Source organism: Treponema sp. UBA7570 (assembly GCA_002477955.1).
Classification (GTDB): Bacteria; Spirochaetota; Spirochaetia; order Treponematales; family Treponemataceae; genus Treponema_D.
Genome location: DLLE01000056.1, coordinates 109329 through 125193 on the forward strand (window position 1 = coordinate 109329; position 15865 = coordinate 125193).

Annotated in this window: 12 protein-coding genes and 1 pseudogene; 2 read left to right on the plus strand and 11 right to left on the minus strand. The window is 40.9% G+C overall.

The features are described 5' to 3' along the window. Positions 1 to 99 precede the first annotated feature (99 nt). From B4N75_RS07455 to pxpB, 3 genes are all read right to left on the minus strand, one after another. Positions 100 to 1425 carry an aminotransferase class III-fold pyridoxal phosphate-dependent enzyme gene (locus B4N75_RS07455; protein ID WP_296019408.1) on the minus strand — a complete coding sequence of 442 codons (1326 nt, stop codon included), beginning with the start codon at positions 1423 to 1425 and terminating at the stop codon, positions 100 to 102. A gap of 146 nt (positions 1426 to 1571) precedes the next feature. Then, positions 1572 to 2378: a putative hydro-lyase gene (locus tag B4N75_RS07460; RefSeq protein ID WP_296668367.1), complete on the minus strand. Its 807-nt coding sequence runs from the start codon at positions 2376 to 2378 to the stop codon at positions 1572 to 1574. 49 nt (positions 2379 to 2427) lie between these two features. Then, positions 2428 to 4110 carry a 5-oxoprolinase subunit PxpB gene (gene pxpB, locus B4N75_RS07465; RefSeq protein ID WP_296668366.1) on the minus strand — a complete coding sequence of 561 codons (1683 nt, stop codon included), beginning with the start codon at positions 4108 to 4110 and terminating at the stop codon, positions 2428 to 2430. Positions 4111 to 4217: 107 nt separating this feature from the next. Between pxpB and sdaAB the strand changes: the two genes are divergently transcribed. Together sdaAB and sdaAA are read left to right on the plus strand one after the other, a co-directional pair. Further along, entirely contained in the window at positions 4218 to 4880 is a 663-nt protein-coding gene (sdaAB, locus tag B4N75_RS07470; protein ID WP_296668364.1) for an L-serine ammonia-lyase, iron-sulfur-dependent subunit beta, read from the plus strand. A gap of 21 nt (positions 4881 to 4901) precedes the next feature. Continuing rightward, positions 4902 to 5771, plus strand: a complete 870-nt coding sequence (sdaAA, locus tag B4N75_RS07475; RefSeq protein ID WP_296019420.1) for an L-serine ammonia-lyase, iron-sulfur-dependent, subunit alpha — start codon at positions 4902 to 4904, stop codon at positions 5769 to 5771. A gap of 246 nt (positions 5772 to 6017) precedes the next feature. Here the strand turns inward: sdaAA and B4N75_RS07480 are convergent, their stop codons facing one another. The 8 genes and pseudogenes from B4N75_RS07480 to B4N75_RS07515 all read right to left on the minus strand — a co-directional run. Further along, the gene (locus B4N75_RS07480) at positions 6018 to 6758 is read right to left on the minus strand and encodes an ABC transporter ATP-binding protein (protein WP_296019423.1); all 741 of its coding nucleotides are present in this window, start codon (positions 6756 to 6758) and stop codon (positions 6018 to 6020) included. A 115-nt stretch (positions 6759 to 6873) separates the two neighbouring features. Then, positions 6874 to 7710 carry an ABC transporter ATP-binding protein gene (locus tag B4N75_RS07485; RefSeq protein ID WP_288516835.1) on the minus strand — a complete coding sequence of 279 codons (837 nt, stop codon included), beginning with the start codon at positions 7708 to 7710 and terminating at the stop codon, positions 6874 to 6876. Beyond that, positions 7707 to 8831, minus strand: a complete 1125-nt coding sequence (locus B4N75_RS07490; RefSeq protein WP_296668361.1) for a branched-chain amino acid ABC transporter permease — start codon at positions 8829 to 8831, stop codon at positions 7707 to 7709. The genes B4N75_RS07485 and B4N75_RS07490 overlap by 4 nt, the downstream gene beginning before the upstream one ends. 21 nt (positions 8832 to 8852) lie before the next feature. After that, a complete protein-coding gene (locus B4N75_RS07495; RefSeq protein ID WP_277075869.1) occupies positions 8853 to 9764 on the minus strand; it encodes a branched-chain amino acid ABC transporter permease in 912 nt (303 codons plus the stop codon). Between the two features lie 392 nt (positions 9765 to 10156). Beyond that, on the minus strand, positions 10157 to 11320 hold the full coding sequence (locus B4N75_RS07500) for an ABC transporter substrate-binding protein (protein ID WP_296668359.1): 1164 nt from the start codon (positions 11318 to 11320) through the stop codon (positions 10157 to 10159). Between the two features lie 230 nt (positions 11321 to 11550). Beyond that, on the minus strand, positions 11551 to 12459 hold the full coding sequence (locus B4N75_RS07505; RefSeq protein ID WP_296668357.1) for a patatin-like phospholipase family protein: 909 nt from the start codon (positions 12457 to 12459) through the stop codon (positions 11551 to 11553). Between the two features lie 60 nt (positions 12460 to 12519). After that, positions 12520 to 13983: a pectate lyase family protein gene (locus B4N75_RS07510; protein ID WP_296707036.1), complete on the minus strand. Its 1464-nt coding sequence runs from the start codon at positions 13981 to 13983 to the stop codon at positions 12520 to 12522. A gap of 226 nt (positions 13984 to 14209) precedes the next feature. Continuing rightward, a pseudogene (locus B4N75_RS07515) lies at positions 14210 to 15865 on the minus strand (hypothetical protein); the annotation flags it as partial.

The following is a 15865-nucleotide window of genomic DNA, read 5'->3' on the forward strand; positions in this document are numbered from 1 at the left end:
AGTGAGAAACAACAGATGATAAGAAAGTTTGCAACGCAAACTTTTAAAGATAAAAACAGACGCTGTTTTCGGCTGTTTTTATCTTATCTCCTTTTTAAGCTAAATGTATTTTTCGTCAACAATACTCAAAACATCGTCCAGCTTTTCAAGTTCCTCGTCGATCTGTGCTTCGGTTATGATAAGCGGAGGAGCAACAATAATTACATTTTCGTGTGAATATGTAAAAAATCCCCGGCTTTTGAGTTCCTTTACAATCGCTCCCATTATTCCTTTTGGATCCTGTCCCCAAGGAACAAGCGGCTCACGGGTCTCTCTGTCCTTTACCAGTTCAATTCCAGAAAAAAGCCCGATGTAGCGAACATCTCCAATGCTCTTATGTTTAGCCTTAAGTTCCTCAAGTTTTTTTCCAAGATGCTTTCCAACTTTCTGAACATGAGATTCAATATCGTTTTTAAGGTAGAATTCCTGGCAAGCAACACCAGCGGCACATGCCAACGGATGACCAGAATATGTAAGTCCGCACGAAAGATACTTGTCATCAAAGAAATGAGCAATTTCATTCTTTACGATACATCCACCCAGCGGAATATAGCCAGAGTTTACGCCTTTTGCAAAAGTTATAATATCTGGAGTTACGTCAAAATTCATATATGCAAACATTTTTCCTGTTCTGTACCAGCCAGCCATAACTTCATCGCAAATCATCATGATTCCAAATTCATCACAAATCTTGCGGACACCTTTTAAGTAGTTCTTTGGATAGATGATAATTCCGTTTGAACCAACTACAGTTTCAAGAATGATTGCAGCAATTCTGTCGCCGCCTTCAAAAATAACCTGTTCACGCAGACGTTCTACATAATATTCACATTCCTCATCTTCCGACTCAAAGTGAATTTTTTCCTGATAAGGATAAGGCCCGCGGAAGTGAATAAAGCCGGGGATAGCCGGCTCAAGCGCAAAATGGCGTGGTTCACCGGTCAAGTTTCCGGCTCCAAAAGTTGAACCGTGGTAAGAACGGTACTGGCTCATTACCTTGAAACGTCCGGTATACATTCTGGCAATTTTTATCGCATTCTCGTTCGCATCTGCCCCACCGTTTGTAAAGAACACTTTTCCAAAACAGTCAGGCAAACGGTCGATAATCGATTTTGCAAGCTTTGCACGGCTTTCTGCTCCCCAGGAGCCCTGAACATAAGCAAATTTATCAAGCTGAGCCTTTATAGCTTCGGTCATTTCCTTGTTTGCGTAACCGGCATTAACATTTACCTGCTCAGAAGACATATCCGCATATCGTTTTCCGTCGGTATCATAGATATAAATTCCTTCGGCATGATCAACAACAATTGGATCTAGTCCGCCCTGCTTGCTCCATCCCAAAAGCACATTTTCTGTCTGCATTTTTGCAATCTCTTTTGCATTCATATTCCTGCCTCCAAATTAAGTTCAATTTTAGCGTGAAAAACTTCTGCCTTCACGTTTTTGTTTATGACACAACATTAGCACGTCACTGTTTCGTGCACGATAGCAAATATGACAAACATTTATTTATTTTTTGTGCATTTTTTACATTAGTTCTGCAGAAAACTTTCTGGAATATCAGTTATGAGCATGTGTCCAGGCGCATGGGTTATACAAAAGTCAGGTTTTGAATTCATAACGACGCTTTGAGGAGTTACTCCGCATGCCCAGAACACAGGAACTTCGTTTTCCTTGATTGTGCTAATTTCTCCAAAATCAGGTTTATTTATATCTTTTATTCCGATAAGCTCAGGTGAACCAATATGAACCGGCGAACCATGAACTTTTGGAACCCGCGATGTAATTTCGACAGCACGAACGATTTTGTCATAAGGAATTGGCCGCATAGAAACAACCATTTTTCCGCTAAAAATTCCGGCCGGAACCGTATCTATATTTGTAATGTACATCGGCACATTGTGGTTTTCAGAAATATTCCGGACATCAATTCCACCATCAATCAAAAGACTCTCAAAAGAAAAACTGCATCCAATAACAAAAGAAACAAGATCATTCCTCCAATACGAAGAAACGTCCGTACATTCATCAAAAAGCTTTCCATTTTTCCAAACTCTGTATCCTGGAATTTCTTTGGCAATGTCTGCTCCTGGCGCAGAAGTTTTAAGGAATCTGGAGCCGCAATCGCTTACCTCAAGCAGCGGACAAGATTTTTGATTGCGCTGACAAAACAACAAAAAATCATAAGCATATTTTTCAGGCAGAATACAAAGATTTGCCTGGGCATAACCGTCACACATTCCAGAAGTCTGTCCTGTAATCTTTCCATCGCTTATCAATTGGCGGACTTCATTTGGCAAACTTTTCCGATACGGATTTGAATTTTCAATTTTTTTCATATTTTCCCCCATTTTTCGCAATTTTCTCTTGAATCAAAACTCTCCGAATTCAACAAAACACAAAACGCACTTTTTTTCCAGGACGCGCCTGAGCCAATTCCCGCATACTCCGCTGCAAAACCGTGGCAATCTTCGCATATCCTCCGGTCGTCTGTCTGTCCGCCGCCATTACAACTGGCAGCCCGCTCGATGTTATCTGAACTGCTCCAAATGGAATCGCATCAGAAATTATATCTGTCTTGCCGCAATCAAGACTGTTTCCTAAAAAGCGGATTCCCATCCTGTCGCTTTCAGAACTTACTTCATAAACCGTAGAAGTAAATTTTTCAATTGTTTTTTTGTCAAAAAAATCGTATTGAGCGCCAGGAAGAACTTTTAGTACAAGCGGCAAATTTTCATCGTCTTTTATTTCAATTCTTTCATTTTCTATATTCAAAACTGATGAATAAAATTCTTTGTTTTTAAAACCATGAGAACTTTCTCCAAAAGCAAGCTGTCCGCCTTTAACTAGTTTTCCGCCATAACCGCCCATTCCGCTCTTAACGTTTGTCGACGCACTGCCAAAAACTGGAGGAACAAGAATTCCGCCTCTAAATGCAATGTATGAACGCAAGCCTTTTACTGCAAAACCGCATTTTAGAACGCTTCCGGCGCTTGCCTTGACAGCTGTATTCATTGCGACAGTTTTTCCGTCAAGACTGGCATTCAATTCTGCACCTGTGATTGCAAACACGCAGTCCGAAGAAAATTCAAGTTCAGGACCGCACAAGGTTGTTTCAAGGCAGGCTGTGTTTAATTCGTTTTGAACAAGAGCATTTGCAAAGGCAAGACTTTTTCTGTCCATCGCTCCGCTCTCTCCTATTCCGTATTTTTGAAAACCTTTTCTGCCGAAATCCTGCACAGTGGTCAACAATCCGCCGTCAATAATTTTTGCTCCTCCGCCACAGACAAAACGCGCTGTTTTTTTTGGCGCGCTCATTTTATTTTCTGAATAGCCGTTTTTTTCCAGCCAGTCCAATTCATCAAACTCGTCAAATTCGCGCCTTGTAACTGGCACAAATCTAATTTTGTCTCCTGCCGAATATAAAAAAGCAGGATTTCTAAACTGATTGAACACTTTTAACGGAGTACGTCCGATTATTCGCCAGCCTCCGGGAGAATCAACAGGATAAAGCCCTGTCTGGCTTCCGCCAATCGCCACGCTTCCAGCCTGTATTTTTGTGCGGGGAGTTTTTAGACGCGGAGTCTCAAGTCGCGGGTCAAGTCCGCCAAGATAAGCAAAACCCGGCAAAAATCCAAGCATATAAATCAAATAATCTGTTGAAGAGTGAATTCTGACAACTTCTTTCTGCGAAAGTCCTGCGTTCAAGGCAACATCTTTCAGGTCAGGAGCAAATTCTTCATCATCGTAACAGACAGGAATTTTTACAACGCGACCTGAGTTTTCTGTCGTTTTTTCCCCATCCGAAAGAACCCTGTCCAAAATCCGCCGGGCAGCTTCAAGAACTTTTTTACGTCCTTCATCTCCATTTTCTGCGCAATCAAAATAGACGGTAACGGCGCAATAAGTCGGAACAATCTCTTCAATTTTTACGTCAGAAATCCCAACTGCCGCTTCTTCAAAAAACTTGGCAAACTCAAAAACCATTCGGTTCACTTCAATACAAATTTTCTGCTCAAACTGAACTTCAAGTGAATTTTCGCCCGAAAAAACTATCTTACAGCCTGTCATTTTCGTCCACTCCTTAATCAAGGCAAATCATAAAACCAAACAAAAATTTATTCAATACATCGTGCACGATTGTTTATTTTTTTGAAAATGGTTATTATTGTTTTATTATGAATATTTTCGATATTATCGGTCCTGTTATGGTCGGACCGTCCAGTTCCCATACGGCAGGAGCTGTAAAAATCGGCTATGTTGCGAGAAAACTTCTTGGAGAGCCTGTAAAAAAAGCGCAGATTCTCTTGTACGGTTCATTTCTCGCAACAGGAAAAGGTCATGGAACTCATAAAGCGATTCTGGCAGGACTGCTTGGAATGAAGCCGGACAACCCTGAAATTCCACGGAGTTTTGAAATTGCGGAGAAAAATGGACTTGAATTCAGTTTTGGCGAAGCAAAGTTAAAAGATGTTCATCCAAATTCTGTGCAGCTTATTTTGTCTGGAATAAACGGAAGACATTTGGAAGTTGTCGGAGAATCTCTTGGAGGCTCGCTCATAAACATAGCGGCCATAGACGGACTTAGCGCCAATTTTTCCGGAGAATATCCGACACTGATTGTCCACAATCTCGACCAGCCGGGACACATTGCAGAAGTTACAAGCATGCTGAGCCATAAATCCGTGAATATTGCCGAAATGCAGCTTTACCGTTCAAACAGAGGTGGAAATGCTGTCATGATTATTGAATGTGATCAGGAAATTCCAGAGGAATCCATAAAATGGGTTTCGCATCTGGAAGGAATCGAAAAAGTTACATATTACAGTCTTGAGGGGTAAATTTACAAACAGAGGTTTTAAATGAGTTTTAAAAGTCTAAGTGAAATAGTTGAAAAAGCGAAGACCGAAAAAAAAGAATTCTGGCAGATTATCATAAAAGATGACATGAAAGAACAGGGAACAAGTTTTGAAGAGTCGTTCGCAAAAATGAAGGACATGTACTTGGCAATGAAAAATGCGGACAAAAACTACGATCCTGCCCTTCGTTCAGCAAGCGGTCTAAGCGGTGGAGATGGCGCAAAACTGGAAGAATTCAAAAAACAAAAAAATCGTCTTCTTGGCGATTTTATGACGGAAGTAATGGAAAAAGCCGTAAAAATGGGCGAAAGCAATGCATGTATGAAAAGAATTGTAGCCGCTCCAACTGCTGGCTCCTGCGGAATAATTCCTGCAGTGCTATTAACTTACGAAAAACAGTGCAACACAACAGAAGAAAAAATCGTACAGGCTCTTTTTGTCGCGGCAGGAATTGGAGAAGTAATCGCTCAAAATGCGTGCATAAGCGGTGCACAGGGTGGCTGTCAGGCAGAAATAGGCTCTTCAAGCGCAATGGCAGCAGGCGCACTTACAAGTCTTGACGGCGGAACAAACGATGACATTTTGAATTCTGTGGCGCTTGCCCTAAAAAATATGCTTGGACTTACCTGCGATCCTGTTGCCGGACTTGTAGAAGTTCCTTGTATAAAAAGAAACGTGAGCGGAGCTGTAAACGCCGTTGTCGCCTCTCAAATGACAAAAGCCGGCGTAAAAAGCGCAATTCCGGCAGACGAAGTAATAGACTCTATGGGAAGAATCGGAAAACTTATTCCTGCATGTCTTAGAGAAACAGGAGAAGACGGCCTTGCGGCAACTCCAACAGGACTTATGATAATGCAAAAAATGAGAAAATAATAAAATATATAAAGTTTTTAAAATGCGTTAGGGATAGTAGGGGCGCGCCACACAGGCGCGTTCCGGAGCAATTGCGCAGGAATAAAACCCCGGATAGCCCGGTGCCTGGCATTCGCCAGGCAAACGCCCATAATTCAAAAAAAATTGTCTTTAATCAAAATTAAAACAAAAAAAACCGCCCCCTTTCCTTGTGTCTGACAGCAACAGTCGGTCCGGGGACGGCCACAAAAAGGAGCAATTTTAATTTTAACCGCCGAGATATGCCTTTTGTACCTCGGGATCGTTGCGAAGCTGTTCACTTGTTCCCGATGCGATTATCTCGCCAGTTGCAAGAACATACCCACGATCGGCAAAATCAAGGGCGACCTTGGCATTCTGCTCTACAACGAGAATTGTCATCTGTCTTGTAAAATTGAGTTGTTTAAGCGCACGGAACATTTCGAACATAAGTTTAGGCGCAAGTCCCATGCTCGGCTCATCAAGCATTATAAAAGGACTGTCCGTCATAAGCGCCCTGCCAACTGCAAGCATCTGCTGCTCACCGCCAGACAAAAGTTCACTTCTCTGCCGGCGACGCTCGTACAGCCGCGGAAAAAGATCGTAAACCTGGTCATAAAGTTCAGCTGTCCGAGCTTTTGAATCCGGATTTTTTCTGCGCCCATAGCATGCCATCTGAAGATTTTCCTCGACGGTAAGATTGCCAAAAATGTGTCTTCCCTCAGGAACAAGACACATCATCTTTTTCTGTATCAGCTCATAAGGCTCAGTCTTTAAAATGCTCTGACCTTCAAACAGAATATCGCCTGATTTTACGACAGGCGCTTCCGGCCGGCCAAGGCGGGCAAGGCTCATCAAAGTTGAAGTTTTTCCAGCTCCGTTCGCACCGATTAGTGTTACAATTTCCCCACGGTTTACATCAAAACTTATTCCGTGGAGAGCTTCTATATTTCCATAGGATACTTTTAAGTCTTTTACTTCCAAAAGCATATTCACCTCACATAAAACGTTTACAACGCAAACTTTTAAAGGTAAAACTCAAAAAACAGCCGAAAATGGCGTCTTTTTTATCTTACCTCCTCCATAAAAATTCAAAACACATCCGTTATTCTGGTTTTCTGCTTTGAGATGCAATCTCAATCGGTTTAAAAGGCGCTTCAGCCTCTTCAACAATCTTCGAGTTTCCAAGATATGCGTCGATTACCTTCGGGTTTTTCTGAATTTCTTCCGGAGTTCCTTCAGCGAGTTCCTTTCCAAAATTTATAACTTTTATATTGTCACAAAGCGTGTTTACAACCTGCATCTGGTGTTCAATCATCCAGATTGTAACTCCAAACGTGTCGTGAATCCATTTTATGTAACTTATAAGTCCGTCAAGATCAGAAGTCGAAAGTCCGGCGGCAGGTTCATCAAGCATAAGAAGTTTCGGGCTCAGACTCAGAGCACGGGCAATCTCAACACGGCGCTGAATTCCATACGGAAGATTTTTTGGATAATCCAGGGCAGAATCCGCAAGTGAAAACTTTTCGAGAAGTGCCCAAGCTTCTTTATGAATTTCCGCTTCCCGCGATTTGTATTTTTTTGTCCGTAAAAAAACATCTTTTAACGAAAAACCAAGACGCGAGTGCTGGGCAATACAAATGTTATCAAGAACCGTCATATCGCTCCAAAGCCGAATATTCTGAAAAGTCCGTCCAATATGAAGGTCGGCAATCTTGTGCGGACGCAGACCGTTGAGTTTTGTTCCGTCAAAAGTAATTGTTCCCTCAGAAGGCACATAAAATCCGCTCACCAGATTGAATACAGTCGTCTTTCCAGCTCCATTTGGTCCTATAAGTCCGTTGATTGTTCCTTGCTTCAATTCCACATTTATGTCTGTAAGCGCCTGAAGCCCGCCAAAACGGTGTGTAAGATGTTCTATTTTCAACAATGTTCCACTCATGCCGCACCTCCTTCTGCAGAAACTTTCGCTGGTCTAATCTGATTTTTGTTTGCTGGAAAAAGTTTTTTGAGGAATGGAAAGAAATGAGTAAGTTCCTTTGAACCCATAATTCCTTCCGGATGGAATTCCATTATCAAAATCAAAATCAGAGGAATTATTACCCATTTCCAAATCTGCGCTGGACGAAGAAGCTCAAGCAAAATCGTAAAAATCACAGCAGAAAGAACAGAACCGCTCAACGAACCCATTCCGCCCAAATAAACCATGACAAGCGATTCTGTAGACTTCATAATTCCGAACGACGATGGATTTATAAAACCAAGAAGATGGGCAAAAAGACCGCCGGCAATTCCAGCAAGGAACGAACTAAAAGTAAACGCAATCAGCTTCATTCTGTTTGTGTCTACCGACATAATTTCTGCCGAAATTTCATCGTATCTTACGGCGCTTATTCCCTTGCCGAGAGTTGAATTCATCAAATAATAAATTGAAAGAATCGAAAGGACCGCAAAAACAAGTCCCCAAACTAAAATCCAAGGCACATCGACTACATCAGCCATTGAACTCATAACGGATTTCATTCCCATAAGTCCACGGCTTGCGCCTACTGCCGGAATATTGTTAATCGCTGTAGTTACAATAAAGTTTGCCGCAACCGTAATAATCGCAAGATAGTCATCACGAGTCTTAAACGAAGGAATCGCAACTATAAGACTTACGAGCATTGCTCCAAGACCGCCGGCAATAATCGAAAGCGGAAAACCAAAAAGAGACAGACTTTCAGGCAAAAGAGCGCTGCCAGTAATAGAATTTCCGTCCTTAAACAGAATAAGCGAAATTACGGACGAAACATAAGCTCCTGTCGCCATAAAGCCGCCGTGTCCGCAAGAGAATTCTCCCATGTAGCCGTTTACAATGTTAAGGCTTGCAGACATTATTATGTTTATGCAGATTGTAACGATAATCGTCTGAAAATAATTGTTAATAATCTCAAAATGCGCCAGAACCGTAATCAGCAGAATCATGACAATTGTCGAAACTGGCATAAAAAGTTTCTGTGCACGGACAGAAGGATTCAATCTTCTATCCATCATATTGTTAAAATTTTTAATGAACGTCATTTTTTCACCTCCTGCGCCAGATTAGATTTTTGTCGATTTAGCCACACCAAAAAAGCCAGTCGGTTTTATCGTAAGAATCACAAGAAGAATTACAAACGAAACCAAATCTTTATAGCTTGAAGGAAGAAAAGCCGTAACAAAAATTTCAATAAAACCAAGAAGAAATCCGCCTATAAACGCGCCTTTTATATCTCCAATTCCGCCGACAACAGCCGCAATAAATGCTTTCCAGCCGATAATCATTCCCATATAAGGATCCATAACCGGATACGACATTCCAAAGAGAATTCCGGCGACAGCCGCAAGAGCAGAACCAAGTCCAAACGTAAAGGTAATTACAGTGTTCAGAGGAATTCCCATAAGAGGAATAGCAAATTTATCGAATGATATTGCCCTCATGCTCATTCCCAAAGTTGTAGTCTGAACAACAAACTGCAGCAAGGCAAAGATTACAACTGCGCTTACAATTACAAGAACTTTAAGCGAAGTAATAGTAACCGGACCGATATTCCATACATGTTTTGGAAGAATATCTGGAAAACTCCGTGCGGAAGCTCCAAGAAGAGCGAGGTTTCCGTTTTCAAGAATAAAACCTATCATCAAGGCTGTAATAACAACATAAAGGCGGTTTGCACCCTTAGCCCGAAGAGGACGGTAAGCAACACGCTCAATTCCAATTCCCAGAAGAGCAGTCAATGCAACTGTCGCAACAAGTGTTATTACAAAAAGAGGAATACCTGTAAGACCAGCAAAATGTGCCGTCAATCCTGCCACAACAAAAAAAGCGATGTAGCAAGATGTCATAAAAATATCTCCGTGGGCAAAATTTATGAGTCGGAGAACGCCGTAAACAAGACAATAGCCCAATGCAATAATTGAATAAAAACTGCCCCACTGAAGAGCGTTAAAAATATTTTGAATCAAAAATGTCACAGTCTGTCTCCCATAAAAAGTCAAGATTAAAACTTTAAGCTTGGCTTTTTTAAGTTGTTTCGCGACGAAGTGAGAAACAACCGATAATAAGAAAGTTTGCAACGCAAACTTTTTAAGATAAAAACAGACGCCATTTTCGGATGTTTTTAGCACCCTTTCCTTATAAAACTCCGCGTTAGTGGCGAGCCACGGATGGCGAGAATTACAGTTTGCAAAAGTTATGCTTGAGCAAACTGTAATGATAAAAATTACAAGGATGTAATTTTTATCTTATTCCTTTTTGTGTCTGTTTTTAATTGATTAAAACCAATTCGGATAAAACCAAATCCAGCAATCTGAAATCCAGCCCAAAAAGAGCAGATTCCAGATTCTCTAAAAAGCAGCGCCTTAAACTATGGCTGCAATGACTTTACATATTCAAATTCGCCTTCAGGTGTAACTTTTACAACAACAGCGTCTTTAACTGGATCTCCGTCTGGAGTAAAGCGCATATTACCTGTAACTCCGGCAAAACTTGAAATTTTTCCCATAGCCTTCATAACATTAGTACGATCAGTCTTCAGTTTTCCTGTAATACCAGCATCCTGAATTGCCTGCAAAACAATATGAATCGCATCGTATGTAAGGGCGGCAACATCGTCTGGAGTATAGCCATAAGCTTTTTCGTACTTTTCAATAAATTCCTTGGTTTTGCCAGTTGCACCTTTTGCCGCATAATGGGTTGTAAAATAATCGCCAACAACCGCACCTTTAGAAAGTTTGAAAAGATCAGCCGAACCCCAAGAATCAGAACCCATAACAGGTTTAGACCAGCCCAAATCCTTAGCTTGCGATGTTATAAGACCAACATGGTTGTAATAGCAAGGAAGATACAGAAAATCTGCGCCAGAATTTACAACCTTTGTAAGCTGAACCGAAAAATCCTGGTCTTTTTGGCCAAACGACTCAAAAACAACAACTTTTCCGTATTTCTTTTCCCATTCAGCCTTGAACAATTCTGCAAGAGTTTTAGAATAGTCGTCTTCAAGATTGTAGATAATGGCAACCGACTTTGCTGCAAACTGTTCGCTCGCAAATTTAGCGGCAACAGGAGCCTGGAACGGATCAAGGAAGCAAGCACGGAAACAATAAGGCCGGCCAGCAGTAGCCGCAGGGTTTGTCGCCCAAGGTGTAATCATCGGAACTTTTGCATCGTTATAAACTTCACCGGCAGGAATAGCGCGTCCAGAGCCTTCCGGTCCAATCGAAGCAAGAACTTTGTCAATATCAATCAGCTTATTCGCAACATTTATAGCAGAATCAGCTTTAAGCTCATTATCAACATAAATAAAATCAAGAAGGTATTTTGTGCCTTTTACATCCAGACCGCCGGCAGAGTTAATTTCGTTCTTTACAATCTCACCGGCACATTTTGCGCCCTCACCTACTTTTGGCGAGTCGCCTGTCAACGGAATATTGAATCCAATCTTTATAGTCTTCTGTTTTGCAGCAAATGCACTGCAAACCGCCATTGAAGCAACCGCTCCAAGTGCAAAAATTTTCCAGATCTTTTTCATAAGTGGCTCCTTTCTTGCGAGAAGCCCTTTTTCAAGGTCTCCCGCATATAAAATAAAAGGGCTATACAGCTCTTTTTATGCAACAACCTTGTTGACTTTTAATTACATCGTGCACGATATAATTTATGAAAAAATGGTACAGTTTAGATTTTTTAGTGTCAAGAATTTATTTTTATAATCTTGCACAAATTTTCACACTTTTTTTTATGCAAAATCACCATTCGAAAGGCTCAATTGCGAGCTATAAACTCTTTTATTTCAGAAAGCATTTTTTTAGCAATGTTTCGGCCAATTTCATAAACTCGCTGAAGCTCATCTGGATTTTTTTCGGTACGGCTAATTCCGAGAGAATTTCCAGGACAAATTACGAGAACATTGCCTTTTTTTTCCTGTTCAAAAACATATTCGGTTTCTGCGTTATACATTTTGTGCCGATTTTGCATGGCTTGAATAAGCGCCGGATACTTTCTCAGCGACATTTTTATGAACGGCATAAGCGCATTCGGAGATTTTTTGTAGTGTCGCGGCTGAGTAAGAATTACAATATTGCGGGAAAATCCCAGTTTTTCAAAAAATTCCAGCGGAATAGAATCTGTCATGCCACCGTCAAGCAATTTATATCCGTCAACATCAACAGGCCGGCTCGCAAGAGGCATTGAAGCGCTCGCCCGCATCCATTTAAGGTCGTTTTCGCCGCAAGTTTCGAGTTTTTTATAAACACATTTTCCAGTCCGGCAATCGCTTGCCGCAACATAAAAAGGAATCGGATTTTTTTTGTAAGATTCAAGGTCAAACACGTCAAGCTCATTTGGAATCCTGTTGTAACAAAAATCAGCTCCATAAAGGTCGCCAGTTTTTAAAAGCGAACGAACTGAACAATACCGCCAGTCGCCAGCAAAACGCTTATTATAACGAATAGTCCGCCCGATTTGCCGCGACTTGTAATTACAGCCAAAAACCGCACCGGCCGAAACCCCGATAACTCCGTCGGTATAAATTTCATTTTCCATTAAAACATCAAGCACGCCAGCCGTAAACATACCACGCATTGCGCCGCCTTCAAGCACAAGCCCAGTTTTAGAAAAATTGCCGGAACAAACAGCCTCGCCTTTGATATTTTTATCAGCATCATCTTTCATGCCATAAACTCCAGTTCAAAATTCACAACGAACAGTTAAATTTCAATATTATTGTACGATTCATTGTACGCACACTTTTCCAGCGCCTGCATTTGCATTTACCCAGGATTTGACGTTTTTATTTTCAAGCGTAACATACAAATAATAAGACTCCGGATTAAAATTCGAATTTGGCGAATACGAAATTGAACCGCCAGCTTCATTTGGACTTGCAACAGTGCCAAAATAGTTATTTTCCGCACAAACAACAGAACCAGCCCTTGCATTTATCGAAGTCTGACTGTTATAAATTCGGTTGCTGTCGCTGTCATAAACGTTATTCAAAACATGACAAAGCGAATTTCTCACAAAAGGACAACGCTGCCCGCAATTAAGCCAGTAATTGTAAAAAAGCGAAATTTTTCTTGCGGCCGGATCATTTTCACCGTCCTTATCAGAAGAACCAATTAGCATAGTTTTGTCGTGATTTTTAAAAACGCAGTTAGAAACAGTCACATTTGTCGTAGTAGACTTCATATCACAAAGACCGTCATAAACCTGCCATTTTTCGCCATTTGCAGCTTTTCCAAGATTAAGAGTATCTTCAAAAGTACAGTGATCAATCCAAATATTTTTTCCATTATCAATGCTAACTAAATCATGCTGAGCATTCCAACCGTCGCCACTTTCATGATGAGGAAAAGGATCAACAGCATCTTTTAAAGAAAGATTTCTAATAACAACATTAGAAACATCTTTTACGCTAAAACTTCCACCTCGAACATACCCCCCCCTATCCAAACCAATAATAGCTGTGTTATTTGCAACAGCAATCTGAATAATTTTTTTATACGCATTGCTAATCGAAGTCGTTCCTGTATTGTCACCCGCAGAAACGTTTGTCGTATTTTTAATCCATTCATCATAAGTTGAATATTCAGAATTGCTTGCAATAAAAGAATTCATTTTGTCAGTGGCACTTGAACCGTCCATTACAGAGCCTTCGGCCGGCAAAATTCCCTCCGACATATCAATACTGCCTTCCACAAAAATCACATAACCGCCTCTTTTCGCGTATTGTTTTAATTCAGAGCCAGTCGAAACAGTAACCATATTCACCATTTTTGACATATCAACGCCAAGCCCCGCAAAACCAATCGCTTTGTCAGAAACCAAAATCTCTTCGGAAGGATTAACTCCAAAAATCTTGTATGCAGAATAGCCATTACATTCCGCCGCAACTTTTACAAAACCGCCGGCAACCGTTCCCACTTTTAGCAAAACATATTCTCCGCTTTTTGCACTCTCGCTTTTCAAAACAGCACCGCCAGTCGAATCACTTTCAACACAAAAATTTACAACTTCGTTAGAATCGGCACTTCCATCTTTATAAAAAGTAGCGCAAAAAGTAACTTCCTCTTCGGCTTCAACAAAACTAGAATTGCTAGAAATTACCAAACCGTTAAATTCATCTTCTTCCTGCTTACAACCAGCCATCAAAAAAGCCGCCGCCAAAACTAAACAGATTCTCTTAAACACTTTCATAACTTCCTCATCAAAAAATTCCATCTTTAATTATAATAAATTTTTAGAATTCTCCACAACTGCAAAAAAAACACCTCCGGCTCTTAAAAACCAGAGGTGCAATATAAAATTTTTGGGCGTACCGGCAACAAGTTGCCGTCGGGCTTTTCAGGGTTGTCATTCGCAAGCGAACGGCTCCGCCGCCCTTACAATCCCTTACGCATTAGTTCAAAGACAAACGTTAAAGTTATTTTCTTACAGTCCAGACACCAGCTCCAGCGTTGGCTGCAACGTAAGTTTTTGCATTTGCAGCGGTCATCGGTTCATAAGAATAAGTCACAGTGAATGGAGCAGAATCAACCGCAGTATACTCGCTTGTTTTCTTGCTATTGTTATCAACACTTCCTGTATCATAAACTTTAGCCGTTGAAGCTGTGCTTGAGTTTCCACGGATAGAATACTGCATATTGCTGTCGAAATAGTTTGCCTCAGAATAAATCAAGGCGCCTTTTCTTGCACCAATGCAGTAATCTCCTTTAGATTTACCATCTCCAACTGACTGTGTTGTGTCAAAAGTGTACCAGTTATTCAAAACATGGAACTGGCTGTTTCTTGCCATCGGCAAACGCTGAACACAAGTATCAAAATGATTGTTGATAATGGAGACTTTTCGAACTGTATTATCGCCTTCGTCATCATCTGAACCTACAAGCATAGTTTTGTCGTGATGATACATATGACAGTTAGAAACAGTTATTCCCTTGCCGTCGCCTTTTATATCGCAAAGACCATCATAATTCTGCCATTTTTCTTTTGTTCCAGACTGAACATGCTGCATAACAAGAGTGTCTTTCATTGTGCAGTGGTCAATCCATATATTCGCAGTGTTAGAACCCTGAATTGTTATGCAGTCAAACTGAGCATTAAATCCATCAGATTCTCCTTTTGAGTTCACTTCATGGTGCGGAAACATATCGATTGCATCAACTAGAGTAAGATTTCTAATTACAACATTCTCAATACCGTTGATGCTGATTGTTCCGCCACGAAGTCCAGAATCGCTTCCAAGACCAATAATTGTTGTATTAGATTTTAAATTCAACTGAATTACGCTTTTCCAAGCATCGTTTAGCTTCCAAACAGTATCATATAAAGAAGAATGGGAACCTTTTTTAGGGGATTTATCTTTGTCATTTGTAGTTGTTGAACATACAGCGGCATAAGCCTCAACCCAGTCACCATATGTTGTATAAGCATTTGAAGTTTTTGACGCAATCCAAGAATCCATTACAGAAGAAACCGCAATGTTGCTAGCACCTTCAGCAGGAAGTTTTGAGCCGCTTCCCTCATCTGACATATCAATCATTCCATCAATATAAATCAATGAATTTTTGTTTTTGATTGCTTTCATCAATTCTTCTCTAGTTGTTACAGTCACAACGTTAGTAAAAGTCGGCATTGCATAATTTACTCCAGCAAATCCAAGTGGAGTGTCGCTCGCTTTAATTACGTTTCCAGTCTCTACTGCAGCTGCCGCTCCAACCGTTACTGCGCAAGTGCTTTCTACAGAATTTGTTCCGTCAGAAGCGGTTACTTTTACAGTAACTGTCTGTTCTGCTGTATCTGTGTTTTTTGCTGTGAGTGTAACTGTTCCTGTCGTTGACTCAGAAAGCTCTGCATATTCACCGCCTTCGCTGATTGTCCAAGTATAAGTGATTTCAGGATTGCCTGAATATTCTGCTTTTGCGGTTAAGGTTGTGCTTCCGTCGCAAGCAATTGAGTCTTTTCCTGCGCTAACGCTTACGGAAGTAACCTTGTTCTCCACAATCTGTCCTGCCGCAAGAATTTTTACAGTTGTTGTTGCTTCCTTAGCTGTTCCGTCGTAAGTTGCAGTTACTTTTAC